The organism is Streptomyces sp. NPDC002490 (assembly GCF_040296045.1).
In the GTDB taxonomy this organism is placed as follows: domain Bacteria; phylum Actinomycetota; class Actinomycetes; order Streptomycetales; family Streptomycetaceae; genus Streptomyces.
In genome coordinates this window covers 6,252-33,231 of the sequence record NZ_JBEOWM010000003.1, presented here as the reverse complement: position 1 = coordinate 33,231, position 26,980 = coordinate 6,252, and the positions used below count along the sequence as shown (strand labels likewise).

Here is a 26,980-nt window from a genome sequence, read left to right as displayed (position 1 = left end):
TTCACGCTGAGTCGATTTCCTTCGTGAGTCGGTCCAGGAAGCCGATGGTGGCAGAAGGCCCCCATGCCTCGCTGCGCATGGCGTCCATCTGTCGGTTGTACTGCTGGAGGTCGAACTCCTTCTCCAGGAAGGAGGCGCCGGTGGCGGCGTCCAGGCACACCACCGGGTCCAACGGAGCGTCGAAGTCCATGATGGTGAAGTTACTCCCCGAACGGTAACAGCCGTTGCCCAGCGGCAGGATCTGCACCGTCACGTTCTCCAACGTACACAAGCGCTGGAGCTCCGCGTACTGCTGCTTCATGATCTCCGGGCTGCCGACCACCCTCCGCAACACGGACTCGTCCAGGACGGCGTGCAGCGAGATGGGGCTGTCCTTCCGGGTCAGCGCCTTCTTGCGGTCCATCCGCAGCCGTACGTTGCTCTCGACGAACTGAGTCGTCCGCTCGTCGATCGGCTTGGCTGCGAGGAACTGCGCCCGGGTGTAGCTCTCGCACTGGAGCAGACCCAGCACGTACATCACATGCCAGGCCCGGATCTGCCGGGCGTCCGCCTCCAGGCTCGCGTACATCGGCATGCTCGGCAGCACGCTGTACTGGTAGCTCACGTAAGGGTCGTGGCTGAGTGATTCCCGGTGCAGCCTCAGCATCGTCTCCCGCTGGTCGACGTCCGTGACGCCGTAGCGATCCAGCAGCCCTTCCAAGTCCTCGATCTTGGGGAGGTTGTTGTGCCCGGACTCGATCCGGCTCAGTTTCGTCTCGCTGAATCCGAGGGCCTCAGCAGCCTGCTTCAGGGTGATGCCGTGCCGTTCCCGGAGGGTTCGCAGCTCTTTTCCCAGAACCCTGCGCCGGAAGGTCAGCCCGCGTCGAGCGGCCATGTGTGTGCTCTTTCCTGACTCGTGTCGTCCCCCCGCACGCGTCCGTCCCCCCTGTTCAGGACTTCTGTCGACCTGCTCGGACATCCTGTCCGCGTGCTGGCATGTGCCAATTTCCTGCCAACCCTGCTTGCGCTTGCAGTGGTTGGCGGTGATGCAGGACTGTAGTCGAGCGATTACGGAAAGCGCATCCGGTTCGCACTCATGCGCCCCCGCGCACGCGCCCCAGGGACGGGTGTGCGTGCAGCGGGCCCCCGGCCAGGGCCCGTTGCGGGGTCCCCCTCACCCCTCGGTACGAGAGAAGGCACCCTCACATGCCCAGCGCTCCCCCGACCACCGAGCCCGCGGTCACCAGAACACCTGCGGCGGAAACCGCGTTCTGCTTCGAACGGACCCCGGGCCGCCCGGGCACCTACCCCGCCCCCTCCGACCGACTGTGGGTCGGCCAGGTGCGCCGCATCACCGAAACCCGGCTGCGCTACTGGGGGTTGGAACGCCTTCAGGACGACGCGGGCCTCCTCGTCAGCGAGTTGCTCACCAACGCCCTGCTGTACGGGAGCGGTACGGCGGTGCACGTCCGGATCTCCTGCGCCCGGGACGAGGTGCGGTTGGCCGTCCGCAGCGGCCCCGCCTGCACCGACCGGGTGCGGGTGTGCGAGGCAGGGCCGAGCGACGAGAGCGGGCGCGGCCTGCTGCTCGTCGCCGCGCTGACCGAGACCTGGGGCGTGGACCGGGAGGGGTGGGTGTGGTGCAAGCTGCCCGTACCGGCCGTATGAGGGCCTGGCTGCGACGGCTGTGCGGACGTCGCCGGCCTGCCGACCGCGCGTTGCCGGGCGGACGCCGTGCGGCGGGGCCCCGGCACGCCCGCCGGCCCACGCTCGTCGACGACTGCGGCAACCCCTGGTCCCGCCCCTGGACGACCCCGACCCCACCGCACGTCCACGCCCGGTACGCCCCGCTGCGCGGCGAGGACATCGCCTTGGTGCGCCCGTACGTACGGGCCGCGATGCTGACCCACGCGGACGACGACACCCTGTGCCTACGGGTGCTGGGCAGAACCGCGTGACCGGAGAGGGCCTGACGGTGCCGGTGCCCCGCGCCCGTACGGTCCGCTGCGTGCGCTGCGCACGGCGGACCGCCGCCGCCCTCCCCGTCCAGGTGAGCGGGCGGACCCGGGCCGCCTGCCCCCGCTGCGGCCCGGACCTCGCCCCCGGACCCAGCTGGGACGAATCGCCCCGTCCCGTGGCCGTCTCGGCACGGGCGATCCGGATGCTGCGCTTCAGCAGCCTGACCGCACCGGTGGTGGCCCGGCTCGGCGGTGGGCCGGGCCACCGCCCCCGGGAGGTGCGGGGCACCCCGCCGGGACGTGGACGGTGGTGAGCCGTGTGCGGTGCGTGCTCCCGGTGGGGCGGAAGGGAGCGCGCCGCCGCACTCGGGGGCGGGATCGGAGTCGCCGCGGTCCGCGGGCCGTCTCAGACCAGGGTGGAGATGCAGAACGGGTGGCCGGCGGGGTCCAACAGGACCCGCCACCGGTCGGGGTCCGGCTGGTAGTCGGGCCTGACGGCCCCCAGGGCGAGGAGCCGCGCCTGGGCGGCGTCCAAGTCGTCGACACCCAGTTCGATGTGGGCCTGCTTCTCCTGGTCCGAGTCCGGCCAGGTCGGGCGACGGTAGTCGGGCAGCCGGTTGAACCCCAGTCCGGCCGCGCCCTCCTGCCCGAGCAGAACGAAGTCGTCGGTGGAGAGGAGCACGGGCAGGCCGAGGGCCTCGCCGTAGAAGCGAGCCAGCTCGGCGGGGTCCGGGCAGTCGAAGGTGACCGCCGAGTAGCGGAACGTGGATGCGGTCGGGTTTCCGGTGCTCATGGAGCAGACGCTAGGGCGGGAATAGGACAGGCCCCGTCCTCATCCGGTGGAGCGCTTCCACACGTGAACCGTTGGGCATCCGCCCGCCTGCTACGACTCGACCGGCCTCCTCGACGACCGCGACCCCGCTACGCCGCCGGGACGTGGACGGTGGTGACCCGGCTCGCCGCGTGCGACTCGCGCTCCCGGTGAGCGGCCCGGCGGTGCAGCCGTAGCACCTGGACGACGCCGAGGGCCTGGAAGACGAACACCGCGGAGAACGCCACCCGGAACGACCCGTCGGTCAGGTCCAGCAGGAGGCCCACGGCCAGCAGGGTCGCCATCGAGGAGACGAAGCCGCCCATGTTGACGATCCCGGAGGCGGTGCCCTGCCGTTCCGGCGGGTTGGCGGGTCGGGCGAAGTCGAAGCCGATCAGCGAGGCGGGGCCGCAGGCGCCGAGCACCGCGCACAGGGCGACCAGCAGGGCCAGCGGGGCCCGCTCCCCGGGCCAGGCCAGGGTCAGCGCCCAGAGGGTGGCGGTGGCGGCGACGGTGCCGAGGACCAGCGGCAGCCGGGCCGCGTGACAGCGGGCTATGACTTGTCCGTAGACCAAGCCGATCGCCATGTTGGACACCACGATCAGGGTGAGCAGGTTCCCGGCCGTCGCCGGGTTGAGCCCCTGGGCGCGCACCAGGAACGGCAGCCCCCACAGCAACAGGAACACCATCGCCGGGAACTGTCCGGTGAAGTGGGCCCACAGCCCCAGCCGGGTGCCGGGTTCGCGCCAGGCGGCGGCCAGTTGCCCGCGCACGCCCGGCTGCGGGGCGGTCGCCGACGGCGCGGGGACCTCGCCCCGGTCGGGGGCGGCGGGTCGGGGCGGCTGGTCCCGCAGGAACAGCAACAGCACGAGGACCACCACCCCGGCGAGCGAACTCCCGCCGAAGGCCGCGGCCCAACCGAACCCGTCCAGCAGTCGGGCGATCAGCAGGGTGGAGACCAGGTTGCCGGCCATGCCGGCGAATCCGGCGAGTTGGGCCATCAGCGGGGCTCGGCGGGCCGGGAACCAGCGGCTGCCGAGGCGCAGCACGCTGATGAAGGTCATCGCGTCCCCGCAGCCGAGCAGCACGCGGGCCGCGAGGGCCGTCCCGTACGAGGGCGCGAGCGCGAAGCCCAGCTGGCCCGTCGTGAACAGGACGGCCCCGAGTATCAGGACCCGCTTGGTGCCGAACCGGTCCACCAGCAGCCCCACGGGTATCTGCATGCCGGCGTAGACGAGGAGTTGGACGATCGAGAACGCGGAGAGCGCGGAGGCCCCGATCGCGAACCGCTCCCCGGCGTCCAAGCCTGCCACCCCGAGCGAGGTGCGGAAGATGACGGCGACGAAGTAGACGGAGACCCCGATCGACCAGACGGCCACCGCCCGACGGCCCCCCGGGCCCGCTCCTCCCTTCCCGGGCGGCACACCGGAGGAAGCGGCACCGGCGGCACCGACCGGACCGGCGCTCATCGGTCGACCCCCCGGGCGAGTTCGGCGACCCTGCCGATGTGCCGGTGCACCAGGTCGGCGGCGGCTTCGGCGTCACCCGCGCGCAGGGCGGCCAGGATCTCCTCGTGCTCGGTGAGGGCGCGGGCGATCCGGTCGGGGTGGGCGTGCATCACGGCGACCCCCATGCGCAGTTGGCGGTCCCGGAGCTGCTCGTAGAGGCGGGACAGGATCTCGTTGCCCCCGCTGCGGACCAGTTCCACGTGGAAGTGCCGGTCGCTGACGGCGGCTTCGGCGAACCGCCCCGCCGCCGCGTGGAGCTTCTGCTCCGCCAACAGCTCGGCGAGGCGGTCGAGCAGGGCCGGCGGGGCGGGCACGGCCTTGCGGACGGCGTGCTCCTCCACCAGGCGACGGGTCTCGACCACATCGGCGATCTCCCGCGCGGACACGGGCAGCACCAAGGCCCCCTTCTTCGGGTAGAGCTTGATCAGCTCCTCGGCCTCCAAGCGCAACAGGGCCTCCCGCACCGGAGTGCGGGAAACCCCGACCGCCGCGGCCAACTCACCCTCGGTCAGCAGCGTTCCGCCCTCGTAGCGGCGCTCCAGCACGGCACGTTTCAGGTGGTCGTAGACGCGGTCGGCGGCGGGCGGCTTGGGCGCACCGGACGGTGCGCGACGGGGTACCGGCTCGGTGCCGGCGGGGTCCGCGAGCGCGTCGGTCTGCGGGACGGGCGCGGTCGGGGCGGCGGAAGCAGGCATGTGCACAGGTTAGATACAACAGCGGGACAGAGGGGAGGGACCGTCCGGATCGCGGACCAGTACGACTCCCGCCCGCGCCTGCGACCGTCGCTCCTGCCGTTTGACGACAAAGTGACTTCGGGAAGATTTTTCGTGGGAGGCGGCGAACTCTTTACCTTCTCCGTGCATCCTTCCGTGCCGCCCGGCCGTCTTGCTTCGACGCGGTATTTTCCATGCCGCTACCACGCATGTACTTACAGGGGCGTTTGGAGCATTCAAGTTGACTACAGGCATCAAGGGCATTCGTCGTGCCTCCGCCGTCACCGTGTCCCTCACGGCGGGCGCGATGCTGGCGGGCGGCGTGACCGCGACGCAGGCCCACGCCGCCACCCCGGCACCGCCGTCCGTCACCGCCAAGGGCGGTTACGTGATGAACAACGCGACGGGCCGCACCCTTTACGGCAAGAGCGCTGACACCAAGCGCAACACCGGTTCCACCACGAAGATCATGACCGCCAAGGTGGTCCTGGGTCAGCGCAACCTGAACCTGGACTCCAAGGTCACCATCCAGAAGGCGTACAGCGACTACATCGTGTCGCGCACCGCCTCCTCCGCGCGGCTGATCGTCGGCGACAAGGTCACCGTGCGCCAGCTGCTCTACGGGCTGATGCTGCCCTCCGGCTGCGACGCCGCGTACGCGCTGGCCGACAAGTTCGGCACCGGTTCCACCCGGGCAGCCCGGGTGAAGTCCTTCATCGGCAAGATGAACGCCGAAGCGCGCCGACTCGGCATGAACAACACCAAGTTCGACTCGTTCGACGGCATCGGCAACGGCGCCAACCACTCGACGCCGCGCGACCTGACGAAGCTCGCGAGCAGTGCGATGAAGAACTCCACGTTCCGCACGATCGTGAAGACCAAGTACACCAAGCAGAAGGTCACCACCCGCAACGGCGGTTACCGCAACATGGAGTGGACCAACAGCAACAAGCTGCTGGGCACCTACTCCGGCGCCATCGGCGTGAAGACCGGCTCCGGCCCGGAGGCCAAGTACTGCCTGGTGTTCGCGGCCACCCGCAACGGCAAGACCGTCATCGGCACCGTGCTGACGTCCTCCTCGGACGCCAACCGCGCCAAGGACGCCAAGAAGTTGATGGACTACGCGTTCCGCCGTTGACCCCCGCCCGGTGACTCGGTTCCGGTTCACCGGCACCTGAAGGGTCCCGCCCCCGTCCCTGTGCCCGTTTCGGTGCACGGGGACGGGGGCTTCCCTTACGGTGGTGGCAAGGAAACCTCGTCGGCGCCGGTGGGTGGGGAACCGCGGCTTGGCCGCCTTCTCCGTCAGCCGGGTCGGTCGGCAGGCCACCAGGCCGGTCAGTACGGCGGCAGGGTAGCGCTGGCGTCTGTTCGGCCACTCGTTTGACCTGCGGTGATGCACTACCGGAGGTTCGCTGCACTCTCGGACTTACGGGCACGGCTCGGGGGCGCGGTGAGCTGCGGCTTTACCCTCGGGTCCTCATCAGCCCTGGTGGGTTGGAAACGCGTTCCCGGTGACGGTGTGGTCGACCAGGATGTAGTCCTCATCAGCCCTGGTGGGTTGGAAACACAGTCCTGGGCAGGCTGGGCACCACCCCTTCCATCGTCCTCATCAGCCCTGGTGGGTTGGAAACGCGCCGCCACCGAAGCCCCCACAGACGGCGTACCCGTCCTCATCAGCCCTGGTGGGTTGGAAACGCCATCAGCTGAGCCGCGCGGCGCATCACCGCGGCGGGTCCTCATCAGCCCTGGTGGGTTGGAAACACGGCCGGTCCGCCGACACGGTCACCGTGTCGACCGTGTCCTCATCAGCCCTGGTGGGTTGGAAACACCCGCACCGTCATGCCCTCCCGGAACTCCCCGTGTCCTCATCAGCCCTGGTGGGTTGGAAACCCGATCGCCGAGTGCGCGGTGGCCAGCCGGTCGTAGGTCCTCATCAGCCCTGGTGGGTTGGAAACACTCCCCGACAAGTCAGGCAGACCAGGAACTCTCCACGTCCTCATCAGCCCTGGTGGGTTGGAAACTCCGCGCGCTGGAGGGCCTGGACGACGAGCGCGGGCCCTCATCAGCCCTGGTGGGTTGGAAACAAGTACACCGAGTGGGTCATGGTCTCCACGCACACCAGTCCTCATCAGCCCTGGTGGGTTGGAAACGGGCCATGCCACGTGAGCACGAAGTCCACGGTGCCGCGGCCTCATCAGCCCTGGTGGGTTGGAAACTTCAGCGCCCCCCGGACGACGTTGCGGATCCCTCGCCCGCGTCCGCAGCGCACCGCCCGGGCCGCCCGGGCCGGCCGACGCGTTCGAGCGGACCCAGCCGGACAGCCTCGGACGACGCCACGCGCACGGTGGCCGTCGCGCGCGGCACCCCCGCCGCCGCCCGCCGGCTCCGGTCGCCGTGGCGGGCCCGAGCGGGGGGCAGGGTCAGCGCTGCGCCGCCGACCTGACGGCTTCGGCGAGTACGCCCTCCACGGTGGCCAGGCGGGCGCGGTCCACCAGGGAGTCGTCCCGCCGGAGTTCGGTGACGTACTCCAGCGCCTCTTCCAAGGGTGAGGGGACCGAGCCGGTCGGGAGCGCTCTGGACCGTTCGGTCAGGGTGTCCAGGGCCTTGCGGGTGAGCCGCTCCAGCGCGGGGCGTTCGTCGTCCGTGGCCACGAGTTGGGCCTCGTGCAGGGCGTGCACGGCCGCCACCTTCTCCACGATGCCCACCAGCGGCGAGTGCGGGGGAATGGGCTTGAACCCGACGCCGGGGATGAAGACCATCACCCCGTCGCCGGAGCCCAGTCCCTCCTGTTCCAACGGCCTCGCCCGTCGCCGGGAGAAGGCGAGCCGTACCGTGCCCTTCGCCTCGTCCAGGGACATCACGAAGACCTGGAGGGGGCCGTCGTGGAACAGGTCGAAGACGTCGTCCTCACCGAAGGAGCGCAGGGTGCCCACGGTGGCCGGGAAGGCGGCGACGAGTTCGGCCGACACCGGTGTGTCACCCGTCGGGTCCGTGTGCGCGACGATCCAGTGCCCGGGGTCGGGCAGTCCCTTGTCCGCTCCCGCGCCACTGCGGGTCCGGTACTCCACGAGGACCCCGCCCACCCGGACCCCGACCGGCCCCCGTGCGGTGGGTCCGGAGACCGCTCCGGTCAGGGCGGACAGTTCGACGACCACGCCGCCGGCCTGGTGCACGCTCCCGCTCTTGCTCAGGTCGACCAGGACGTGGGACGCCTTCGGGTCGAGCCAGCCGGTCTCGATCAGGGTCGGCACGCTCATGCCGGGGCCGGCCCGGTGCAGGTCGGGGGCGCCGGGGTCGTCGAGGCCGGGCACGTGGTAGGTGTGTCCGAGCCATCCCATGGCGCACCAGGGGTCCCGGTAGCGCTCCAACTCGCCGTTGACCGGGCCCCAGGCGTCCTCGGCCCCGAAGCGGTGGCCCAACTCGTGGCAGAGGCCGGCCGGCCCGAAGTCCACGGCGGCGATGTGCGTGATCGACCCCGGGGTGGTGCCCCCGCTGGAGTCGGGCTCGTCGATCACCGTCACCACGTGGTCGTAGGGGAGGGTGAAGCCGAGTTCGTCGGCGACGGCCTGCGTCGCGCCCATGCCCTTGGCATGCCACTCGGCGGAGGTGAAGGGCGCCTCCTGCCAGTCCCGCACCGTCCAGGTCAGATTGACCCGCCCGCCGGACTGGGCGGAGTAGAAGGCCGTCACCTCGGCCATGACCCGCTCGACCTGGGCTGCGGTGAAGGTGGTCCGCCGTGGCGAACCCTTGCACGTCAGGAGCAGGACACCGATCTGCACGGCTGTCTCCCTTCCGCGGCCAGGCTATGGCGCGCGGGCGGGAGGTGCGCGCGGCGAGGTCCGTCCGGGTGGTCCCGGGGCCCGTGGGCCCCGGGACCGTCAGGTCACGCCCAGACGATCAGCCGCTTGGGGTCCTCCAGGACCGCGGCGGTGTCGGCGAGGACCTTGGAGCCCAACTCGCCGTCGACCAGACGGTGGTCGAAGGAGAGGGCGAGGGTGGTGACCTGGCGCGGCTTCACCTTGCCCTTGTGGACCCAGGGTTGGGGCTTGATGGCACCCACGGCGAGGATGGCGGACTCGCCCGGGTTCAGGATGGGGGTGCCGGTGTCGACGCCGAAGACGCCGACGTTGGTGATGGTCACCGTGCCGCCCTGCATGGCCGCCGGGGAGGTCTTGCCCTCGCGGGCGGTGGCCACCAGCTCGGCCAGGGCGGCGGCCAGCTCGGGCAGGGTCTTGGCGTGCGCGTCCTTGATGTTGGGGACGAGCAGGCCCCGCGGGGTGGCCGCGGCGATGCCCAGGTTGACGTAGTGCTTCTGCACGATCTCCTGGTGGGCCTCGTCCCAGGCGGCGTTGACCTCGGGGTTGCGCTTGACGGCGACCAGCAGCGCCCGGGCCACCAGGAGCAGCGGGTTCACCCGCAGGCCGGTCAGCCCGTAGCGGTCGGCGTCCCGCTTCAGCTCCTCGACCAGCTTCATCGTGCGCGTCACGTCGACGGTGATGAACTCGGTGACGTGCGGGGCGGTGAACGCCGAGCCCACCATGGCCTGGGCGGTCGCCTTGCGGACGCCCTTGACGGGGACCCGGGTCTCCCGGGCGTCGGCGGGGGCGGCCGTCCGCACGGCGGCGGCCTGCGGCTCCGGGGCCGGAACCGGGGTCGGCGCCGAGGGCACCGCCGACTCGGGGGCCGGCGGAGCGGCGGCGGCGTGGACGTCCTCGCGGGTGACGATGCCGTCGGGGCCGGTGGGCGTCACGCCCGCCAGGTCCACCCCCAGGTCCTTGGCCAGCTTCCGCACCGGCGGCTTGGCCAACGGGCGGGCCCCGACCTCGGCGACCACCGGGGCGACGGGGGCGGCCGCGGGAACCGGGGCCGGTGCGGCGGGCACCTCGGCGGCCGGGACCACCGGGGGCGCCGGGTTCACCGGGGGCACCGTCCTGCGGGGCCGGCGGCGGGTGGAGCTCTCCGCGACCCCGTACCCCACCAGCACCGGCTGGCGGCCCTTGGGCGCCTCGTCGGCGGTTTCCGCGGGGGCGGTCGCGGTCTCCGCGGTCCCGGCAGCAGCACCGGCACCGGAGGCCGTACCGTCCCCCGTGTCCACGGTGATGATCACCTGGCCGACGTCGACGGTGGTGCCCTCCGGGTAGCGCAGCTCGGCCACCACTCCGTCGAAGGGGATGGGCAGTTCGACCGCCGCCTTGGCGGTCTCCACCTCGCACACCACCTGGCCGTCGGTCACGGCGTCACCGGGTTTCACGTGCCAGGTGAGGATTTCGGCCTCGGTGAGGCCCTCGCCCACGTCGGGCATCTTGAACTCGCGCACGGACGTCTGCGTCATGGTCGTCACTCCTTCCCCGGCTCAGTACGCGAACGAGCGGTCGACGGCGTCCAGCACCCGGTCCAGGCTGGGCAGGTACTCCTCCTCCAACCGCGCCGGCGGATAGGGCGCGTGGTAGCCGCCGACCCGCAGGACGGGGGCCTCCAGGTAGTAGAAGGAGCGTTCGGTGATGCGGGCGGCGATCTCGGCGCCGGCACCGAGGAAGACCGGCGCCTCGTGGACCACGACCAGGCGGCGGGTCTTCTCCACCGAGCGCTGGATCGCGTCGAAGTCGAGCGGGGAGACCGAGCGCAGGTCGAGGACCTCCAGGGAGCGGCCCTCCTCCTCGGCGGCGGCCGCCGCCTCCAGGCAGACCTTCACCATCGGCCCGTAGGCGACGAGCGTGAGGTCGGTGCCCTCACGGGCGACCGTGGCGCCGTGCAGCGGGCCGGGGATGGCGTCGGGGTCGACCTCGCCCTTGTCCCAGTAGCGCCGCTTGGGCTCGAAGTAGATGACCGGGTCGTCGCTCTCGATGGCCTGCTGGAGCATCCAGTAGGCGTCCGAGGAGTTCGACGGGGAGACCACCTTCAAGCCGGCGACGTGCGCGAACAGCGCCTCCGGGGACTCCGAGTGGTGCTCGACCGCGCCGATGCCGCCGCCGTAGGGGATGCGGATCACGACGGGCAGCTTGACCTTGCCCAGCGAGCGGGCGTGCATCTTGGCGAGCTGGGTGACGATCTGGTCGTAGGCGGGGAACACGAACCCGTCGAACTGGATCTCCACCACCGGGCGGTAGCCGCGCAGCGCCAGGCCGATGGCGGTGCCGACGATGCCGGACTCGGCGAGCGGGGTGTCGATGACCCGGTCCTCGCCGAAGTCCTTCTGGAGTCCGTCGGTGACCCGGAACACCCCGCCGAGCTTGCCCACGTCCTCGCCCATGACCAGGACCTTCGGGTCCTCGTCCAGGGCGCGGCGCAGGGAGGCGTTGATCGCCTTGGCGATCGGTAGCTTCTCAACGGACATGGCTACTTGTCCTCCTCGTCCGCGAAGGACGCCTGGTAGGCGGTGAACTGGGCGCGCTCCTCGTCGACGAGCGCGTGCCCGTCCGCGTAGACGTGCTCGAAGGTGGCGAGCGGGTCCGGGTCGGGCATCGACCGCACCGCCTCGCGCACCCGCTTGCCGAGCGCCTCGCTCTCCGCGTCGAGTTCGGCGAAGAAGGACTCGTCCGCGTGTCCGCGCGCCTCCAGGTGGGCGCGGAGCCGGGCGATGGGGTCCTTGGCCTCCCAGGCGACCCGCTCCTCGTCGTGCCGGTAGCGGGTGGGGTCGTCGGAGGTGGTGTGGGCGCCCATCCGGTAGGTGAACGCCTCCACCAGGGTGGGGCCCTCGCCGCGGCGGGCCCGGTCCAGCGCCCAGCGGGTGACGGCGAGGCAGGCCAGGACGTCGTTGCCGTCGACGCGCACGCCGGGGAAGCCGTAGCCCTGGGCGCGCTGGTACAGCGGCACCCGGGTCTGGCGCTCGGTGGGCTCGGAGATGGCCCACTGGTTGTTCTGGCAGAAGAAGACGACGGGCGCGTTGTAGACCGCGGCGAAGGTGAACGACTCGGCCACGTCGCCCTGGCTGGAGGCGCCGTCGCCGAAGTAGGCGACGACCGCGCTGTCCGCGCCGTCCTTGGCGACGCCCATGGCGTAGCCGGTGGCGTGCAGGGTCTGCGAGCCGATGACGATCGTGTACAGGTGGAAGTTGTTGGAGTTGGGGTCCCAGCCGCCGTGGTTGACGCCGCGGAACATGCCCAGCAGCAGCGTCGGGTCGACCCCGCGGGTCCAGGCCACGCCGTGTTCCCGGTAGGTGGGGAAGACGTAGTCGTCGGAGCGGGTGGCGCGGCCGGAGCCGATCTGCGCGGCCTCCTGCCCGAGCAGGGACGCCCACAGGCCCAGCTCGCCCTGGCGCTGGAGGGCGGTGGCCTCGGCGTCGAAGCGTCGGGTGAGGACCATGTCGCGGTACAGCCCGCGCAGCTCCTCGGGGGTGACGTCCTCGACGTACGCGGCGTACTCGGCGAGCGCCTTGCCCGGTTTGACGCGCTTGCCCTCGGGGGTCAGAAGCTGGATGAGGTCGGGTTCGCCGCCCGGTGTCCTCCTCGCGGTCGCCCTCTTCGCGGTCGCCCGCGTGCGCGGCTCCCGCGCGGCAGTGCTCTCCACGGTCACGTGCTGCTCCTCCGTCGGTCCGGCCGCCCGGGTTCGCCGGGAGGGCCAGTGCGGTCGCCAGCCCCCGGTGCCTGCGCACGGGGTGGGTGCGCGCCGGGAACGGGCGTGACAGGTGTTCCGGCGAGCGCCCTGCACCAAGCACGTTACCCAGTGTCGCGCAAAGTCGCGAAACCCTTCTGACCTGCAATTTTCCTTGGATTTCCAAGTAAATCGCGCCCTCGGGGAACTCTTGCTGGTCAGGGCGTCGCACCGGGCTGCGGGGTGGCCGGAACAGGCGAACGGTAACCCGGGGACCTTCGGCGGGGGAAGGGAGCGTGTGTGACACTGACCCCTGTGCGAGAAGAGGGAAAAATTAGGGTATTCCTTCTGGACGACCACGAGGTGGTCCGGCGGGGCGTCCACGAGATGCTGACCGTCGAGGACGACATCGAGGTCGTCGGGGAGGCGGGCACCGCGGCCGAGGCCCTCGCCCGCATCCCGGCGGTCCGCCCGGACGTGGCGGTGCTCGACGTGCGGTTGCCGGACGGCAGCGGGGTCGAGGTGTGCCGGGAGATCCGGTCCGGGGACGAGTCCGTGAAGTGCTTGATGCTGACCTCCTTCGCCGACGACGAGGCCCTCTTCGACGCGATCATGGCCGGTGCCTCGGGGTACGTGCTCAAGGCCATCCGGGGCAACGAGCTGCTGGCCGCGGTGCGGGACGTGGCCGCGGGCCGTTCGCTGCTGGACCCGGTGGCCACCGCCCGGGTGCTGGAGCGGCTGCGCGACGGCGGCGGGGCCGGCGGACGCCGGCGCGGCGAGGGCGACGAGAAGCTGGCCTCGCTCACCGACCAGGAGCGCAAGATCCTCGACCTGATCGGCGAGGGGCTCACCAACCGCGCCATCGGCGAGCGGCTGCACCTGGCGGAGAAGACCATCAAGAACTACGTGTCCAGCCTGCTGTCCAAGCTGGGCATGGAGCGCCGTTCCCAGGCCGCCGCCTACGTGGCCCGGCTGGACGCCCGGCGGGGCTGAGGGTGGCACGTGAGGGACTTTGGTCCCGGCCACCAGGGGCCGCCTCCCCTGGTGCGCCGGGCCCGCATGACCGACATTGAGCCGCATGCCCATGTCCCCGCCGACGCTCGGCCTCTTCGACCGCTCCCACGACGAGCAGCGGGCCCTGTCCCTGCTCGCCGGCACCGATCACGGACGCGTGGCCACCAGCATGCGCGCGCTGCCGTTCCTCGCGGCGGCCCGGCACATCCTGGTGGCCGACCGGCTGCTGCTGCGCATGCACCGCGGCCACGGCTACCACCAGGCGTGCCTCGGCAGCGTCGTCGCCTACGGGGCGGACAACCTGGGGCACCGGGAGCCGGGCAGCACCGAGTGGTCGGTGCAGCTGGTGGGCTTGTGCACCGCCGTCCAGCCCACCGCGGCGGAGCTGCGGCTGTTCGGGCCGCTCCCGCAGGGGGTGGACGGCCAGTCCTACGACCCGGTGTACCTGCGGATCGAGCCGCAGCTGGTCACCCTGCACGAGTCGGACCCGGCGGGCCCGGCGGTCTGAGCGCGCCGGGCCGGGTCGGTGCCGTCCTCAGACGTCGCGCCGCAGGAACAGCTGCCGGCCGACCAGGGCGAGGACCGCGCACCAGACCGCGAGGACCAGGGCCCCGGCGGGTGCCGGGAGGGCGTCCGGGAAGGTGAGCCGGTCCCCCAGCAGCGCGTGTTGGGCGCCCTCGGGCAGGAAGCGGCCCGCCTCGGGCAGTCGGCCGAGCACCATCAGCTGGCCGACGGTCCCCCACACCAGCAGCCCGACGACGGCGACGAGCTGGTGGCGCACCACCCAGCCCACGGCCGCGCCCCACAGTCCGGCGAAGCCGCAGACGGCGACCGCGGCGGCGGCGACCCGCCAGCCCCGGCCGTCCAGCACCAGGGCGCTGTCCCGGGCCGAGAGGGCGAGGGCGCCGACGCCGAGGGCGGCGGCGACCGCGAGCAGCCCGAAGACCAGTCCGGCGGCGGTGGCGGTGGCCAGCTTGGCGGTGACCACGGTCGAGCGGCTCGGGGCGTGCAGCACGGTGCGGCCGATGGCGCCCGAGCGGAACTCCGCGGTGACCAGGACGGCCCCGAAGAGTCCGGCGAAGAGGGCGGAGGATCCGGCCATGTTGAGGACCCGGTGGGTGGTGTCGGCGGCGGCGCCCGGCGCGGCGAGGCCGTTCTCGGCGTAGACGGCACCGAGCTGGCCGACCGCCGCCAGCAGCAGGGAGACCAGCAGCAGTGCCGGGAAGGCGGCGCCGGAGCGGGCCTTGAGGAGTTCGGCGGAGAGTTGGTTACGCATGGGACGGCTCCGGCGCGGAGGGGGCGGGGGTGGGCAAGGTGGCGGTGCGGCCTTCGACGAGGTGGAAGTAGGCGTCCTCCAGTCGGCCCGCGCCCTGGTGGACCAGCTCGTCGAGGGACCCCTGGAAGAGGACGGTGCGGCGGAGCACCACGATGTCGTCGACGGTCTGTTCGACCTCGGAGAGCAGATGGCTGGCGAGCAGCACGGTGCGCCCCCGTTCGGCCTGCTGTTCGATCAGCCGGCGCATCCAGCGGATGCCCTCGGGGTCGAGTCCGTTGAGCGGCTCGTCCAGGACGACGAGTTCGGGGTCGGGCAGCAGGGCGGCGGCCAGGGCGAGGCGCTGGCGCATGCCGGTGGAGCACGCCTGGTAGCGGGTGCGGGCGGCGGCGCCGGCCAGGTCGACCTGGTCGAGGACCTCGTCGACGCGGGTGTCGGGCAGGCCGAGCGCGCGGGCGGCGATCCGCAGCTGGTGGCGGACGGTCGGCCGGGGGGCGAAGCCGATGGCGTCCATGACGACGCCGATGCGGTGGGCGGCGTCGGGCAGGGTGCCGGGGGTGGCGCCGAAGACCCGGGCGGTGCCCCGGTCGGGGCGGGCCAGGCCGAGCAGGATGCGCAGCAGGGTGGACTTGCCGGCGCCGTTGGGGCCGAGCAGGCCGGTGACCCGGCCGGGCCGCAGGGCGAAGGTGACGTCCTCCAGTGCCTGGTGGGTGCCGAAGCGCTTGCTGACGCCCGAGAGGGTGACGCTGTGGTCGGCGTCCCCGCCCGGGGCCCGGTGGGTGTGGTCGTTGCCGGTCAAGAGACCTCTCCCTGGGGTGTTCGGGTGCGGTGCGAGGGGGCCCGTCGCGGTGGATGCCCTCAGCCAAGCAGGGCGGCGGGCGCCCGGGGGGCGGCGGCGGGGGCAGCATGCTGTTCGGCGGTGGCAGCTTGCTGCGGCCCGGCCGCGCGGCAGGCGGCGAGGACCCGTTCGAGGTCCTCGGCGGCGGCGTGGACGCCTTCGGTGAGCAGCACCGCGGACGGGTTGAGGAGGACCTCGTCGACGCCGGCGCGGCGGTAGCCGCCGAGGGCTTCGGCGATCTCCTCGGGGGTGCCGGCCAGGACGGTGCCGGAGTCCAGCAGGGCGCGGGCGGTGCCGGCCGGATCGTGCGGGTCGGTGCGGACGCCGGCCCGGCGCAGCATGTCGGCGTAGTGCGGGGCGGCCAGGTGTTCGCGGGTGGCGGCGAGCGCGAGGCGCCGGGGGTCGCGGCCGGGCCCGGTGACCAGGACGTGCACGGCGGTGGCCACCCGCGGCGGGGCGGGCCGGTCCCGGGCCCCCTCGGCCAGGGCGGGGCACAGGGTGCGGGCGAGGTAGTCGGGCGGGGTCATCCAGGTGATCGCCACGTCGGCGATCTCGCCGGCGGTGCGGGCCATGCCGGGGCGGAGCACCCCGGCGCCCACCTCGACGGGGGCGTGCGGCAGCGGGGCGAGGGAGCCGTGCAGGTGGTGGTCGGGGCCGTCGTGGGCGAGGGTGCGGCCGTCCAGCAGGGCGCGGACGGAGGTCAGGTAGTCGCGGACGGCACGGCGCGGGCTGGCGTAGGGCCGGCCGGTGAGGCCGGCGACGAAGCCGGGGTTGCCGATGCCGAAGCCGGCGACCGCGGGCGCGTCGGTGAGCAGGGCCAGCGAGCGGGCCTGGACGGCGGCCTCGTAGGGGTGGCGCAGCGGCAGCAGGGTGACGGCGGTGCCGACCGGGACGGTGTGGCCCCGTCCGGCGAGGTAGGCCAGGGTCTGGTGGGGTTCGGCGCGGAAGGACTGGCAGAGCCAGAGCCGGCGGGCGCCGGCCCGCCGGGCGACGGCGGCGAAGGGGGCGACCAGCTCGGGGTGGTCGGGCTGGAGCGGGTAGAGCACCGCGGGCAGGGCCGTCACGCTGGGGACTCCGTCTCGTGCGGGTGGTGCCCGTGCGGGACGGGCTCGGGCGGGGCGGACGCGGGCGGGGCGGGCTCGGGCCTCGGCGGGGCGGGCGGGGTGTCGAGGGTGGCGAGGGCGGTGTGCCGGGGGTCGAGGAAACGGGCGGCGGCCTCGGCGACCCGGGCGGGGGTGAGGGCGGTGAGCGCGCTGCGGTGGTCGTCGAGCCAGTGCAGGGGCAGCCCGGCGGCGAGGAAGCCGGCCAGGGCGGTGGCCTCCTCGGCGCGGGTGGCGAGCGCGAACCGGGTGAAGCCCAGGGCGTAGGCCCGGGCCCGTTCGAACTCGTCGGGGGTGGGGCCGTCCGCGGCGAGTTCGTGCAGGCAGCCGGTGACCTCGGCGGCGATCCGGTCGGCGGTGCCGGGGGCGCCGGCGGCCTCGGTCTCCAGCCAGGCGCCGGCCCGGTTCTCGCGGAGGGTGGCGGACACCGCGTAGGCCAGCCCGTGCCGGTCCCGGACGCGGCGGGCGAGCCGGCCGGAGGCGTGGCCGCCGAGCACCAGTTGGGCCAGGTGGAGGGCGGCGTCGCCGCGGGCGGCGGGGCCGGCGGTGAGCACGAGCGCCTGGGCGGCCTCCGGGTCGGTGCGGCGGGTGCGGCCGGGGCGGGGCTCGGCCCGGGCGAAGGGCGGCAGCACCAGCCCGGAGGGGCCGCCCGACCAGTCCGCGAGCGCCTGCGCGGCGGTGTCCGCGGTGCGCCGCGGGTCGGCGTCCCCGGTGATCAGCAGGACCGATCCGGCGGGGACCACGGCCCGCCGGTGCAGGGCGTGCAGGTCGGCGGCGGTCGGCGGGCCGGCGGCGGTGTCCGGGGCGGGCGGGGCGAGCAGCGGGTGGGCGCCGAAGGCGTCGGTGAGCAGGGCGGTGCGCAGCAGGTTCCGCCCGAGCGGGCGGGCGCCGGGGGCGGGCGGCCGGGCGTGGGCGAGGGCGATCTCGCGCTCCTGGTGGACGGGGCGCAGCAGCAGGTCGGCGAGGAGGCCCAGGGCGCCGGGCAGCCCCTCGGCGAGCACCCCCGCCGAGAGCACCAGCGACTCGGGGGTGACCACGGTGGAGAGTTCGGCGCCCAGGTCGGCGGCCCGGTCGGCGATGTCCTGGCGGGTGCGCAGGCGCCCGCCCGGGGTGCGGGCGCCGGTGCCGAGGCAGGCGGCCAGCAGGCGTTGGGCCGCCGCGAGGCGGGGCGCGGTGCGGGCCCACGGCAGGACCAGGCGGATCTCGGCGAGCGGGGCGGCGGGGGTGTGCACGGCCACCAGGCGCAGGCCGTTGGGGAGGGTGTCGTCGGTGTGCGGGCGGTCCGCGGCGGGGGTCATGCGTCTCCATCGCCCAGGGCGGTCAGGGAGCGGGGGCCGGTGAGCAGGCCCCGGGCGGCCGTGGACACCTGCCGTCCGGTGGTGCGGGCGAGCGCCGCGGGCAGGGCGTCGATCCCGCCGGCGTCGGGGAGGAGCAGGGCGAGGTGGCCGTGGGTGACGGCGCGGGCGGTCAGCGAGTCGGCGCCCCGGTGGTGGGCGAGCAGCAGGGCGTTGCGGGCGCGGCGCAGTTCCCCGGCGGTCGGCGGCCGGTCGGCGATCCGGTGCAGGGCGTCCGTCCAGGCCGCGGCGGCCTCCTCGGCGCGGACGCCGGGGGCCCGGCCGAGGACGGCGAGCACGGGTTCGGGGGCGCGGGCGCCGAGCCACTGCCCGTACAGGCCGCAGGTGACCCGGGCGGAGGTGAGGCGGGGGTCGGCGCGGACCAGGGCGGGCAGCCGGCTGCGGCCGAGCACCTCGGCGAGGACCACCCGGGCGAGGTGGGCGGGCAGGTCGTGGGCGGGGGCGGGGAGCAGGTGGCCGAGGGCGACGGCGGGGGCCGGGGCGGGCAGGGGGGCGGTGGCGGTGGGCCGGGCGGTGGTGCGCGGGGGGGGGGGGGGGGCGGCCACCGGGACGGGCCCTGCACCGGGTGGGACGTCGCCGAAGAGTTCCCGTATCCGATGGAGCACCGGGGCGGGGTCGACCTCGCCGACGACGGTGAGGGCCAGCGCCTCGGGGCGGTAGTGCCGGCGGACGAAGCCCTCGGCGTCGGCGACGGTGGTCGCGGCCAGTTCGGCGGGGGTGCCGTAGGAGTCCCGGCCGCCGGGGTGCAGGGCGCCGAGCACCGTCTCCCAGAGCCGGCCGCCGGCGGCGGCGCCCCGGATCTCCTCGGCGATCACCGCGGTCTCGGTGCGCAAGGTCTCGGGGGCGGGGGCGAAGTCCCGCAGCCGGCGGGCCTCGCCGCGCAGGACGGCGTCGAGCACGGCGGCCGGGGCGACGGTGTGCAGCACCGTGCGGTCGCGGTGGGTCTCCGCGTTGCAGACCCCGCCCGCGGCGGCGACCCGCGCCGCGTGCCCCCGGCCGGCACCGCCCCGCGGGAACATCAGGTGCTCCACCAGGTGGGCGGTGCCGTGCCGGCCGGCCGGGTCCAGATCGCTGCCCGCGGCGACGGTGAGGGCCACCGCGACCAGCCCCCGTCCGTGTCCGGGCCGGGGCTCGACCTGGACCCGCAGCCCGTTGGGCAACCGGTGCTCGTGCAGGGTCATGTCAGCGGTCGGAAGACGGAGACGCACATCTTCCGGCTGTCGCCGCCGTCGAAGGGCTGCTCCCGCCAGCCGGCGTGCCGGGCGGTCAGCTCCAGTCGGGCGATGCCGCCGAGCAGGTCGAGTTCGGAGGGCCACAGGTAGCGCAGCACGGTGGTGGCCGAGCGCGGTGCCGCGCCGTCCAGCAGCAGGGTGCTCTGCACCATCATGTTCTGCGAGGCGGGCAGCACCCCGATGGACTCGATCACCGCCCCGCGGTCGGCGACGGGGTGGGTGGTGACCTCGTTGCGCTTCTGCACGTGGTAGTCGCTGGGGTCGAAGGTCTCGGTGACGACGTGGCCCTCCGGCGCGGTGTGCCGGGCGACGGCGTGCATCAGCGCGATCTGCTCGTCGATCGCCATGGCGCAGCAGAGCACGTTGAACGGGGCGAGGACCACGTCGAAGGTGCGGCCCAGGTCGAGGGCGGTGAGATCGCCCAGGTGGGTGGTGACCCGGCCCTCGGGGTCCTTCTCGGCCAGTCGGGCGAGCATGGCCGGGGAGGTCTCCACGCCGTGCACCTCGAAGCCGCGTGCGGCCAGCGGCAGCGCCACCCGGCCGGTGCCCACGCCGAGTTCGAGGACGCTGGCCCCGGGGCGGGCGAGGGTGAGCAGGAAGGCGCCGATGTCGTCGAGGTCGGGGGTGGCCGGGTAGACCTCGTCGTACACCTCGGCGAGGGCCTCGCTGTAGGCGGTGGAGAGCGCGGCGCCGAAGCCGGTGGGCGCGGTGTCCTCGGTGGTCGGCGGGGTCTCGGTGGCGGTGGCGGTCACGTCGGGTCTCCTTCGGCGGGGGCGGGCACGTTGCGGGCGGGGCGCAGCGGGTCGATGCCGGCGGCCCGGAAGGCACGGGCGACCCGCTCGGTGCGGCCGTCGGCGGCGGTGTCGGTGGCGTGGTCGGTGGCGTGGTCGGTGGCGTGGTCGATCAGGGCGGTGGCCAGGGCCAGGCAGCGGTGCTGGCCGAAGCTGAGGTCGCGCTGGCCGGGGCGCGGGTCGACGGGGTCCCAGGCGGCGGCGAGCCCGGGCGCCAACTCCTCGGTGAACAGCGACACCCCGGCCCCCCGCCCGGGCAGGGGGCGCACGGCCTCCGTGACGGCCCGTTCGGCCGGCTCGTGCACGCCGTGCAGGTAGACCACGAGGGCGTCCCGGCGCGGGAAGTCCTCCGGGTCGGAGAGCACCTTGGCGTGGTAGGCGGCGCCGGCCTCCTCAAGGGCGGTGAGCACCGCCGCCCAGTGCCCGGCCGCCCCTTCGGGGCCGTCGAGGTGGACGAAGAGTCGACGGACCGGTCCGGCCAGGCGGACCACCGGCCGCGAACCCATCACGTAGAAGAATCCGGGGGAGAGCGCGGGTCGGGCGGCCTCCAGGGCCAGGCGCACCAGGTCGCCCGGGCCGGGGTCGTCCGGGGCGAGCAGCCGGTCCAGGGGGACGCGGGCGGTGATCTCGGGCAGCCGCACCACCGCCTGCCCGGCGTCCGGGCGCAGCGCCAGCAGCAGGCCCTCGGCGGGCGTCCACCGGTGCGGCACGCCCGCCGCGTACCGGGCCTCCAGGGCTGGGTCCCGGGTGGAGCGCCGGGGGGCGGTGTCCGGGGCGGCCCCGCGCGGGGCGTTGCCCGCGTGGAACTCCTGGTAGAGGGCGGTGGTGAGCCGGCCGCGCAGGTCGCGGGGGGAGTCGGCGGAGACCTCCCGGCCGGCGACGACGGCGTGCCGGCCGTCCGGGGTGACGCTGACCCGCCCGAGGGCGTCGAGGAGGTGCGGGGCGAGGGCCGCGGTGACGGGGGCGGGGACGGTCATCGGGGGCTCCCGGTCGGCAGGTGCAGCCGCAGGGTGGCGGCGGCCTCGGTGGGGCGGGTGAGCAGGGTGCGGCCGATGCCGGCGGCGGCCCGGGCCACCGGGCTGAGCGTGGCGTGCGCCTGGGCGGTGGCGATCAGCCGGTCGTAGAGGTGCCAGCCGGCGAACCCGGCGGCGCGTTCGGGGAGTTGCGGGTCGGGGGCGCGCAGCTCCCGGTAGCCCTGCCAGAAGGCGGCGATCCGGGGCAGGTGGCGGCGGATGCCCTCGCCGCCGCGACGCACCACCTCCTCGTGGGTGAAGTCGAAGCCGGTCGGGGGCGCGTCGGCGTCCCCGGCGGCGGGGCCGGGGGCGAACACCGAGTAGGTGGCCTGGAAGAGCCACTCGCCGATGAAGGCGCCCACGTCCCGGGCCGGGTCGGCGAGCCGGAACTCCTCCCAGTCGCACAGGTACAGCTCGCCGTCGGCCAGGATGAACTGGTCGAACCGCAGGTCGCAGTGGGTCGGGGTGCGGGGCGCGGCCCGTTCCAGGGCGCGCAGCCGGCGCAGCGCCCCGACCGCTCCCGGGTCGTCCTGCACCAGCTTCCAGGCCGCGATCTGGGCCATGCTGCGGTCCTGGAGGGCGCTCCACGGGAAGGCTTCCAGCCACTCCAGCGGCGGCAGCGGGGCGTCCCCGGCGTCGAGGGCGGCGCCCTGCGGGTCGAGTCCGTGCAGGGTGGCCACGGCCCGGCCCGCGGTGCGGCACAACCCTTCGTCGAAGTCGCCGTCCAGGGCGACTTCGGCGCCGGACCGGGCGCCGGACAGCAGTCGGTAGGCGCTGACCGCGCCCGGGCGGTGGGTGCCCAGGTGTTCAGGGAAGCGCAGGGCGGAGCCGGTCGGCACCCGGGGGGCGAGCGCCTCGAAGGACAGCGCCCGGTCGAGTTCCCCGCTGCTGCCGTCGGGGTCGCGGGCGACCGTCTTCACGAAGACCCGTTCGCCGCTGGTGGTGCGGCCGGCCCAGTTGTCGTTGCGTCCGCCGTAGCCGGCCAGCCCCTCCGGCTCCAGCCGCCCCAGGCCCAGCGCGTCGAGGAGTTCCCGGACGCCGGGCACGGCGGTCGGGTCGGTGGGTCGGTAGCGCAACAGGGCCGGGCCGCCGGCCTGTTCAGGGGTGCTCATGGGGGTCTCCGGGGCTCGGGGGCAGCGTGGGGCGCCCCTCGTGGTCGATCAGGTCGGCGGTGAAGGCGAGGTACTCCAGGAGTTCCTCGTCCCAGCCCTGGTAGCGGGCGAAGTCCTGCATGTGGACGGCGATCCGGAGCACCGCGCAGCGGCCGGTCAGCACCGGGTCGGGGCCGGGTCCGTAGGCGTCCAGGAGGATCCGGCGCAGCGCGAGCGCGTCGGGCGCCGGCCCGCCGTCCGGGTGCGCGGGCACCCGCCAGGCGAGTTCGGCGAGTTCGCCGAGGAGCCAGCCGAGGTCCAGCTCCGGGCGGCCGGTGCCCAGGTCGGGGCCGGTGAGCAGCGCGGTCCGCCCCCGGTTCAGGGGGGGTATCAGGGCGCCCAGCGAGGCCCAGCCGTGCACCGGCCGCCGGACGCCGTCCGCGGCCGGGCCGCCGGCCTGCTCGGCCCAGTCCAGCAGTCGGGCGGTGCGGTCCGGCCCCCAGAACGCGCGGGCCCGGCGCCGCAGTGCGTCGTCCGAGGCGGCCCAGTCGCGCAGCCGGCGCAGTCCGGGCACCGGACCGGCCTCGGCCGCGGGCGTCCCGTCCCGGTGCAGGGCCCGCAGCCCGCGGGCCGCCGCGCCGAGCGCACCGGCGACCAGGAGGCGGGCCGCCGGACGGAAGTCGCGCAGCCAGCCGGCGGCCGAGGCCGAGCCGTGCACCCGGTACATCAACCCTTCGCCGACCGGGCGGGGCACGACGAGTCGGACGCCGTCCGGCACCTCGGGCAGGGCCGACGACGGGGGCACCGGCCGGTGCGGCGCGGCATCGGCGCCCGGCCGCTGCCACCACCAGAACGACCCGTCCCCGGCGGACCACACCCGGGTGGTCGCCAGGCCGGTGGCGTACTCGGCCACCAGGTCCGGTCCGCTCGGGTCCACGTCGAGCCCGGTCGGTGCCGGGTCCGGCCCGATCGGGTCCGCGGGGAACGCGGCCGGTACGGAGGCGGACGTGGCGGGGGCGGGCATGGCGGGGGCGGCGGGTCGTGCCGTCATGGGGATCGCTCCTCTCCTTCCCGCCCGGTCGACGGGTTCCGCTCCGCCCGCCGGGCGGCGGTGCAGAGCGCGAGCAGTTCGGTCAGCGGTGCGGCACCGCCGTCGTCCTCCTCGCCGGTGCTGGCGCTGACCGCGGACACGGTCGGCGCCACCACCACCCCGGGCCGGGCCCGCAGCGCCGCCAGATGGCCCTGGACCACCGGATTGCGGTGCGCGGCGGGGGGAAGCGCGGGGGCGACGCCCACCAGGGCGTCGGTGGAGTGCAGGGCCAGCAGCAACGGCGAGTCGGCGAGTCCGAGCGCGTAGCGGCTGACGAAGTTCAAGGTGGCCGGGTGCACCAGCACCAGGTCGGGCCAGCGGGCCAGTTCGACGTGCGGCACCGGGGTGCCGGCGCCGTCGCCCCGTCCGTCCGGGCCGCCCCAGTCGTCGACGAGGACCGGACGCCCGCTCAGGACGGACACCGCCTCCGCCGACACGAAACGACGGGCGGAGCGGGTGAGCACGACCCGTAGTTCCCCCTGTCGGGGCGAATTCTTGAACCAGTTGATCCAGAAGGGAAGAAACGCGACGCTGAGCGCCCCGGTGCCCACCAGGAGAATCCTCCGGAATCCGGGATCGGTCTCGCCCAATTCCTCTGTCCGTTCCCTCGAATTCCTTGGACGTCCTCGGACGTCCTTTGACGTCCCGTGACGCATCGTGGTGTCCCTCGTTGCCGGCCGGGGCGGGCCGGCGCCGGGACCCGGTCGGGTCCGTCGCCGGTCCGCCCCGAGGCTCAGGGCGTGGTCAGCACTTGCTCTCGATGGTGCGGGCGGCCAGCGAACCCAGGGCCGCGGCGCACTGCTGCGAGGAACGGGCGCTGATGATGGTGGCGCGGATCGCCCACGGAATGGTGGGGGTGAACGCCGGGCCGGCCTCCTTGCCGTCCGCCAGGCCCAGCTCCTCGGCCGAGGTGTAGGCGGTGTAGCCGTCGAACAGGTCCTGCTCGGTCATGTTCTGCATGGGAGAAAACCTCCGGTAGACGTGCATCCGATCGCGGGCCGCGATCCGGCGTTACAGCGGCGGCGGAGTTCCGGTGAATTCCCCTTCACCAGAATCCCGTTCGCCTTGCCGGCGACCCGGTGTCCCTTGCGGACATCCACATCCTGGCCCAGCGGAATTCCGTCCCGCCATTGGCGTTACCGGCATCACCGCACCCGGCAATTCCCCTTCCGGCATTGCCGCTTGTGCCCATACCGTCGCGCGTGCGGAGGGGATAGAAAGGCAAGCGTGAACACACCTGACGCTGAACAGACTCCGGCTGAGCGGCCCGCCCTGCGTGCGCTGCTCGCCTACGCACGGCCGCACCGCGGGGTCCTCGCCCTGGTGTTGCTCCTCACCCTCCTCGGCAGCGCCGCGGGCCTCGCCCAACCCCTGGTGGTGCAGGACGTCCTCGTCGACCTCGCGGTCGGCGACGGGCTGACGGACGAGATCCTGCTGCTCACCGCCCTGTTCCTGTTCTCCGTCGGCCTCACCTGGGGGCAGGCGTGGTTGAGCGAGCGGACCGCGGAACGCGTGGTGCTCCAGGTGCGCAAGGGACTCATCGCCCGGCTGATCCGGCTGCGCACCGCCGAACTCGACCGGGTCGAACCGGGCAGCCTCACCACCCGGGTCACCTCCGACAGCACCCTGGTCCAACACGCCGCCACCGGCGGACTGATCCAGCTGGTGGACGGCTCCATCCACCTGATCGCCACCATCGTGCTCATGGGCGTGGTGAGCCTGCCGCTGCTCGGCATCACCGCCGCCGTGCTCGTCGTCGTCGGCATCGCCCTGGGCGTGGTGATGCCCCGCATCCGCACCCTCACCACCCGGGCGCAGGAGTCGGTCGGCGAGATCGGCGCCGCCCTGGACCGGGCGCTGGGCGCCGCCCGCACCGTGAAGGCCAACGGCGGCGAGGCCACCGAGACCGCCCGCGCCGGCGCCGCCGCCGAGAAGGCGTACCGGGCCGGCCTGACCGGGGCCCGCTACCAGGCACTGATCGCGGTCCTCGCCGGTCTGGTCGTCCAGGCGTCCTTCCTCGCGGTGATCGGCCTGGGCGGCGTGCTCGCCGCGACCGGCACCCTCGACCTGGCCGCCCTGGTGGCCTTCCTGCTCTACCTGTTCAACCTGGGCGGCCCCATCGTCTCCCTGGTCGGCGGCTTCAACTCGCTCCAGCAGGGCCTGGGCGCCCTCACCCGGATCGAGGAGCTGAACCGGATGTCCGTCGAGGACGACGTGGACCCCGTGGAGGGCGTCGACACCACCGGAGCCGCCGCCCCGGTCGCCCCCACCGTCACCGTCGACGGCGCCTCCTTCGCCTACCCGGGCCGCGCCCCCGCCCTGGACGGGGTCGAGTTCACCGCCCCGGCCGGCCGGATCACCGCCCTCGTCGGCTCCTCCGGCTCCGGCAAGACCACCCTGTTCTCCCTGATCCAACGGTTCTACGACACCGACGGGGGACGCATCCTGCTGGACGGCACCGACATCCGCACCCTGTCCCGGGCCGACCTGCGGCGCCGCATCGCCTACGTCGAGCAGGACTCCCCCATGCTCGCCGGCACCCTGCGCGAGAACCTGCTCTACTCCGCGCCGGACGCCACCGCCGAGGAGGTCTCCGAGGTGCTGCACCGCACCCTGCTGACCGACTTCGTGGCCGGCCTCCCGGACGGACTGGACACCGAGATCGGCGCCCGCGGGCTGGCCCTGTCCGGCGGCGAACGCCAACGCCTGGCCATCGCCCGGGCCCTGCTGCGCCGCCCCACCGTGCTGCTGCTGGACGAGGTCACCGCCCATCTGGACGGCCGCAGCGAACGGGCCCTGCGCGCCACCGTCGAACGGGCCGCGCGAGAATGCACCGTGCTGCTGATCGCCCACCGGCTCTCCACCGTCACCTCGGCCGACCACCTGGTCCTCCTCGACCGGGGACGCGTCCTCGACCAGGGCACCCACCGGGACCTGCTGGACCGCAGCGAGTTCTACCGCGAGATGGCGGGCGGCCAACTGGTCGCCGCGACCGCCTGATCCCTCCGCCCGCCGGCGAACACCCCCACCCCCGACGGACGTTTTGACCCCCACCGAAGGAAGCGCACATGAACGACCTGAGCCCCGCCCCGCACCTCACCGAGGACGTCCTGTTCGGCGAGATAGCGGTCCGCATCGAAGGCCAGGAGCGGGTGACCGTGTCCGGGGCGAACATCCCCACCGCCGTCCTGGAACGCGACCCGTCCTGCGAGGTCGACCCGCAGATCGCCATCGGCACCCGCGACGCCGCCCACCTCACCCTCACCCTCGACGGCGCCCCCGTCGCCCTGCGGCCCGGCAAGGGCAGGTTCCGCCGGTCCACCTACCGGGTCCGGACCTCCCACCAGGGCGTGACCCACGTCCTGGTGCCCGACTCGATCCCCAGCAGCAGGTTCACCCGGGACAAGGTGCACCTGGCCGACTTCTCCAACGACGGCGACGAGATCGTCATCGTGGAGTGGCGGGAGGGCGCCTCCCCCGAGCCGGTCGACGCCGCCCTCGGCTACCTGCTCGCCGCGGCCTTCGGCACCGGCGGCTCCCCCGCCTGGATGATGCTGGTCGACGCGGTCAGCGCGGCGCTGCCGTAGCCGCCGCGCACCCGCGGAAGGGGGCCGGTGGCCCGCGCCGGCACCCAGTGCGTACACCGTCGCCGTGTCCGCGATGACCCTCGCCTCCTGGAGGGTC

At 74.0% G+C, this 26,980-nt stretch carries 27 protein-coding genes and 1 CRISPR repeat array; of the genes, 8 read left to right on the top strand and 19 right to left on the bottom strand.

Annotated elements, in window-relative coordinates; all coding sequences use genetic code 11:
- Position 1 precedes the first annotated feature (1 nt).
- On the bottom strand, positions 2-874 hold the full coding sequence (locus ABT092_RS02435; protein WP_351238892.1) for a helix-turn-helix domain-containing protein: 873 nt from the start codon (positions 872-874) through the stop codon (positions 2-4).
- A 311-nt stretch (positions 875-1,185) separates the two neighbouring features.
- Between ABT092_RS02435 and ABT092_RS02430 the strand changes: the two genes are divergently transcribed.
- Genes ABT092_RS02430 through ABT092_RS02420 form a run of 3 tightly spaced genes read left to right on the top strand, consistent with a single transcriptional unit; the run spans position 1,186 to position 2,251 of the window.
- Positions 1,186-1,647, top strand: a complete 462-nt coding sequence (locus ABT092_RS02430) for an ATP-binding protein (protein ID WP_351238890.1) — start codon at positions 1,186-1,188, stop codon at positions 1,645-1,647.
- Positions 1,644-1,937 carry a hypothetical protein gene (locus tag ABT092_RS02425; protein WP_351238888.1) on the top strand — a complete coding sequence of 98 codons (294 nt, stop codon included), beginning with the start codon at positions 1,644-1,646 and terminating at the stop codon, positions 1,935-1,937. The genes ABT092_RS02430 and ABT092_RS02425 overlap by 4 nt, the downstream gene beginning before the upstream one ends.
- Positions 1,934-2,251: a hypothetical protein gene (locus ABT092_RS02420; RefSeq protein ID WP_351238886.1), complete on the top strand. Its 318-nt coding sequence runs from the start codon at positions 1,934-1,936 to the stop codon at positions 2,249-2,251. The genes ABT092_RS02425 and ABT092_RS02420 overlap by 4 nt, the downstream gene beginning before the upstream one ends.
- Before the next feature lie 92 nt (positions 2,252-2,343).
- On the opposite strand, the gene ABT092_RS02415 is transcribed toward ABT092_RS02420, so the two are convergent.
- The 3 genes from ABT092_RS02415 to ABT092_RS02405 all read right to left on the bottom strand — a co-directional run bounded on the left by ABT092_RS02415 (position 2,344) and on the right by ABT092_RS02405 (position 4,951).
- Positions 2,344-2,730: a VOC family protein gene (locus tag ABT092_RS02415; RefSeq protein WP_351238884.1), complete on the bottom strand. Its 387-nt coding sequence runs from the start codon at positions 2,728-2,730 to the stop codon at positions 2,344-2,346.
- Between the two features lie 128 nt (positions 2,731-2,858).
- Positions 2,859-4,217 (bottom strand): MFS transporter, encoded by a 1,359-nt coding sequence (locus tag ABT092_RS02410; RefSeq protein WP_351238882.1) that lies wholly within the window; start codon positions 4,215-4,217, stop codon positions 2,859-2,861.
- Positions 4,214-4,951 (bottom strand): GntR family transcriptional regulator, encoded by a 738-nt coding sequence (locus tag ABT092_RS02405; protein WP_351238880.1) that lies wholly within the window; start codon positions 4,949-4,951, stop codon positions 4,214-4,216. Before ABT092_RS02405 ends, ABT092_RS02410 begins: the two co-directional genes overlap by 4 nt.
- A gap of 259 nt (positions 4,952-5,210) precedes the next feature.
- Here ABT092_RS02405 and ABT092_RS02400 point away from each other — a divergent pair, with 259 nt between their 5' ends.
- Positions 5,211-6,107 (top strand): D-alanyl-D-alanine carboxypeptidase family protein, encoded by an 897-nt coding sequence (locus tag ABT092_RS02400; RefSeq protein ID WP_351238878.1) that lies wholly within the window; start codon positions 5,211-5,213, stop codon positions 6,105-6,107.
- Between the two features lie 335 nt (positions 6,108-6,442).
- Positions 6,443-7,185: a CRISPR direct-repeat array (repeat unit 29 nt; unit sequence GTCCTCATCAGCCCTGGTGGGTTGGAAAC).
- 204 nt (positions 7,186-7,389) lie between these two features.
- Here ABT092_RS02400 and ABT092_RS02395 read toward each other — a convergent pair.
- The 4 genes from ABT092_RS02395 to pdhA form a co-directional block, all read right to left on the bottom strand.
- The gene (locus tag ABT092_RS02395) at positions 7,390-8,748 is read right to left on the bottom strand and encodes a metallopeptidase domain-containing protein (RefSeq protein ID WP_351238876.1); all 1,359 of its coding nucleotides are present in this window, start codon (positions 8,746-8,748) and stop codon (positions 7,390-7,392) included.
- A gap of 104 nt (positions 8,749-8,852) precedes the next feature.
- Positions 8,853-10,301, bottom strand: a complete 1,449-nt coding sequence (locus ABT092_RS02390; protein ID WP_351238874.1) for a dihydrolipoamide acetyltransferase family protein — start codon at positions 10,299-10,301, stop codon at positions 8,853-8,855.
- A gap of 21 nt (positions 10,302-10,322) precedes the next feature.
- Positions 10,323-11,303: an alpha-ketoacid dehydrogenase subunit beta gene (locus ABT092_RS02385; protein ID WP_351238872.1), complete on the bottom strand. Its 981-nt coding sequence runs from the start codon at positions 11,301-11,303 to the stop codon at positions 10,323-10,325.
- Between the two features lie 2 nt (positions 11,304-11,305).
- Positions 11,306-12,481: a pyruvate dehydrogenase (acetyl-transferring) E1 component subunit alpha gene (pdhA, locus tag ABT092_RS02380; RefSeq protein WP_351238870.1), complete on the bottom strand. Its 1,176-nt coding sequence runs from the start codon at positions 12,479-12,481 to the stop codon at positions 11,306-11,308.
- A gap of 333 nt (positions 12,482-12,814) precedes the next feature.
- On the opposite strand from pdhA, the gene ABT092_RS02375 reads away from it, so the two are divergent.
- A complete protein-coding gene (locus tag ABT092_RS02375) occupies positions 12,815-13,492 on the top strand; it encodes a response regulator (protein ID WP_351239271.1) in 678 nt (225 codons plus the stop codon).
- A gap of 85 nt (positions 13,493-13,577) precedes the next feature.
- Positions 13,578-14,021, top strand: coding sequence for a pyridoxamine 5'-phosphate oxidase family protein (locus ABT092_RS02370; RefSeq protein ID WP_351238868.1), 444 nt, complete (start codon positions 13,578-13,580; stop codon positions 14,019-14,021).
- 27 nt (positions 14,022-14,048) lie between these two features.
- Here ABT092_RS02370 and ABT092_RS02365 read toward each other — a convergent pair whose 3' ends face one another.
- From ABT092_RS02365 to lxmA, 11 genes are all read right to left on the bottom strand, one after another.
- Positions 14,049-14,789, bottom strand: coding sequence for an ABC transporter permease (locus tag ABT092_RS02365; RefSeq protein WP_351238866.1), 741 nt, complete (start codon positions 14,787-14,789; stop codon positions 14,049-14,051).
- A complete protein-coding gene (locus tag ABT092_RS02360) occupies positions 14,782-15,585 on the bottom strand; it encodes an ABC transporter ATP-binding protein (protein WP_351238864.1) in 804 nt (267 codons plus the stop codon). Before ABT092_RS02360 ends, ABT092_RS02365 begins: the two co-directional genes overlap by 8 nt.
- Before the next feature lie 59 nt (positions 15,586-15,644).
- Positions 15,645-16,688 (bottom strand): F420-dependent peptide dehydroalanine reductase LxmJ, encoded by a 1,044-nt coding sequence (lxmJ, locus tag ABT092_RS02355; RefSeq protein WP_351238862.1) that lies wholly within the window; start codon positions 16,686-16,688, stop codon positions 15,645-15,647.
- Positions 16,685-18,022, bottom strand: a complete 1,338-nt coding sequence (locus tag ABT092_RS02350) for a M16 family metallopeptidase (RefSeq protein ID WP_351238860.1) — start codon at positions 18,020-18,022, stop codon at positions 16,685-16,687. The genes lxmJ and ABT092_RS02350 overlap by 4 nt, the downstream gene beginning before the upstream one ends.
- Positions 18,019-19,260: a M16 family metallopeptidase gene (locus tag ABT092_RS02345; protein ID WP_351238858.1), complete on the bottom strand. Its 1,242-nt coding sequence runs from the start codon at positions 19,258-19,260 to the stop codon at positions 18,019-18,021. The genes ABT092_RS02350 and ABT092_RS02345 overlap by 4 nt, the downstream gene beginning before the upstream one ends.
- Positions 19,257-20,063 (bottom strand): class I SAM-dependent methyltransferase, encoded by an 807-nt coding sequence (locus tag ABT092_RS02340; protein ID WP_351238856.1) that lies wholly within the window; start codon positions 20,061-20,063, stop codon positions 19,257-19,259. Before ABT092_RS02340 ends, ABT092_RS02345 begins: the two co-directional genes overlap by 4 nt.
- The gene (locus ABT092_RS02335) at positions 20,060-21,079 is read right to left on the bottom strand and encodes a T3SS effector HopA1 family protein (protein ID WP_351238854.1); all 1,020 of its coding nucleotides are present in this window, start codon (positions 21,077-21,079) and stop codon (positions 20,060-20,062) included. Before ABT092_RS02335 ends, ABT092_RS02340 begins: the two co-directional genes overlap by 4 nt.
- Entirely contained in the window at positions 21,076-22,227 is a 1,152-nt protein-coding gene (gene lxmK / locus ABT092_RS02330; RefSeq protein WP_351238852.1) for a class V lanthionine synthetase subunit LxmK, read from the bottom strand. Before lxmK ends, ABT092_RS02335 begins: the two co-directional genes overlap by 4 nt.
- A complete protein-coding gene (locus ABT092_RS02325; RefSeq protein WP_351238850.1) occupies positions 22,214-23,257 on the bottom strand; it encodes a hypothetical protein in 1,044 nt (347 codons plus the stop codon). The genes lxmK and ABT092_RS02325 overlap by 14 nt, the downstream gene beginning before the upstream one ends.
- Positions 23,254-23,886, bottom strand: a complete 633-nt coding sequence (lxmD, locus tag ABT092_RS02320; RefSeq protein WP_351238848.1) for a peptide terminal cysteine decarboxylase LxmD — start codon at positions 23,884-23,886, stop codon at positions 23,254-23,256. Before lxmD ends, ABT092_RS02325 begins: the two co-directional genes overlap by 4 nt.
- Positions 23,887-24,040: 154 nt before the next feature.
- Positions 24,041-24,256 carry a lexapeptide family class V lantibiotic gene (gene lxmA, locus ABT092_RS02315; protein ID WP_351238846.1) on the bottom strand — a complete coding sequence of 72 codons (216 nt, stop codon included), beginning with the start codon at positions 24,254-24,256 and terminating at the stop codon, positions 24,041-24,043.
- A gap of 267 nt (positions 24,257-24,523) precedes the next feature.
- Here lxmA and ABT092_RS02310 point away from each other — a divergent pair, with 267 nt between their 5' ends.
- Together ABT092_RS02310 and ABT092_RS02305 are read left to right on the top strand one after the other, a co-directional pair.
- On the top strand, positions 24,524-26,296 hold the full coding sequence (locus ABT092_RS02310) for an ABC transporter ATP-binding protein (protein WP_351238844.1): 1,773 nt from the start codon (positions 24,524-24,526) through the stop codon (positions 26,294-26,296).
- A gap of 68 nt (positions 26,297-26,364) precedes the next feature.
- Positions 26,365-26,883, top strand: a complete 519-nt coding sequence (locus ABT092_RS02305; protein ID WP_351238842.1) for a hypothetical protein — start codon at positions 26,365-26,367, stop codon at positions 26,881-26,883.
- Positions 26,884-26,980: the final 97 nt, after the last annotated feature.

Excerpts from the sequence above, each read along its gene's own strand:
- ABT092_RS02435 (WP_351238892.1), bottom strand. The coding sequence starts at position 874 with ATGGCCGCTCGACGCGGGCTGACCTTCCGGCGCAGGGTTCTGGGAAAA.
- ABT092_RS02430 (WP_351238890.1), top strand. The coding sequence starts at position 1,186 with ATGCCCAGCGCTCCCCCGACCACCGAGCCCGCGGTCACCAGAACACCT.
- ABT092_RS02425 (WP_351238888.1), top strand. The coding sequence starts at position 1,644 with ATGAGGGCCTGGCTGCGACGGCTGTGCGGACGTCGCCGGCCTGCCGAC.
- ABT092_RS02415 (WP_351238884.1), bottom strand. The coding sequence starts at position 2,730 with ATGAGCACCGGAAACCCGACCGCATCCACGTTCCGCTACTCGGCGGTC.
- ABT092_RS02410 (WP_351238882.1), bottom strand. The coding sequence starts at position 4,217 with ATGAGCGCCGGTCCGGTCGGTGCCGCCGGTGCCGCTTCCTCCGGTGTG.
- ABT092_RS02405 (WP_351238880.1), bottom strand. The coding sequence starts at position 4,951 with ATGCCTGCTTCCGCCGCCCCGACCGCGCCCGTCCCGCAGACCGACGCG.
- ABT092_RS02390 (WP_351238874.1), bottom strand. The coding sequence starts at position 10,301 with ATGACGCAGACGTCCGTGCGCGAGTTCAAGATGCCCGACGTGGGCGAG.
- ABT092_RS02385 (WP_351238872.1), bottom strand. The coding sequence starts at position 11,303 with ATGTCCGTTGAGAAGCTACCGATCGCCAAGGCGATCAACGCCTCCCTG.
- ABT092_RS02370 (WP_351238868.1), top strand. The coding sequence starts at position 13,578 with ATGCCCATGTCCCCGCCGACGCTCGGCCTCTTCGACCGCTCCCACGAC.
- ABT092_RS02365 (WP_351238866.1), bottom strand. The coding sequence starts at position 14,789 with ATGCGTAACCAACTCTCCGCCGAACTCCTCAAGGCCCGCTCCGGCGCC.
- ABT092_RS02350 (WP_351238860.1), bottom strand. The coding sequence starts at position 18,022 with ATGACCCCCGCCGCGGACCGCCCGCACACCGACGACACCCTCCCCAAC.
- ABT092_RS02345 (WP_351238858.1), bottom strand. The coding sequence starts at position 19,260 with ATGACCCTGCACGAGCACCGGTTGCCCAACGGGCTGCGGGTCCAGGTC.
- ABT092_RS02335 (WP_351238854.1), bottom strand. The coding sequence starts at position 21,079 with ATGACCGTCCCCGCCCCCGTCACCGCGGCCCTCGCCCCGCACCTCCTC.
- lxmK (WP_351238852.1), bottom strand. The coding sequence starts at position 22,227 with ATGAGCACCCCTGAACAGGCCGGCGGCCCGGCCCTGTTGCGCTACCGA.
- ABT092_RS02325 (WP_351238850.1), bottom strand. The coding sequence starts at position 23,257 with ATGACGGCACGACCCGCCGCCCCCGCCATGCCCGCCCCCGCCACGTCC.
- lxmA (WP_351238846.1), bottom strand. The coding sequence starts at position 24,256 with ATGCAGAACATGACCGAGCAGGACCTGTTCGACGGCTACACCGCCTAC.
- ABT092_RS02305 (WP_351238842.1), top strand. The coding sequence starts at position 26,365 with ATGAACGACCTGAGCCCCGCCCCGCACCTCACCGAGGACGTCCTGTTC.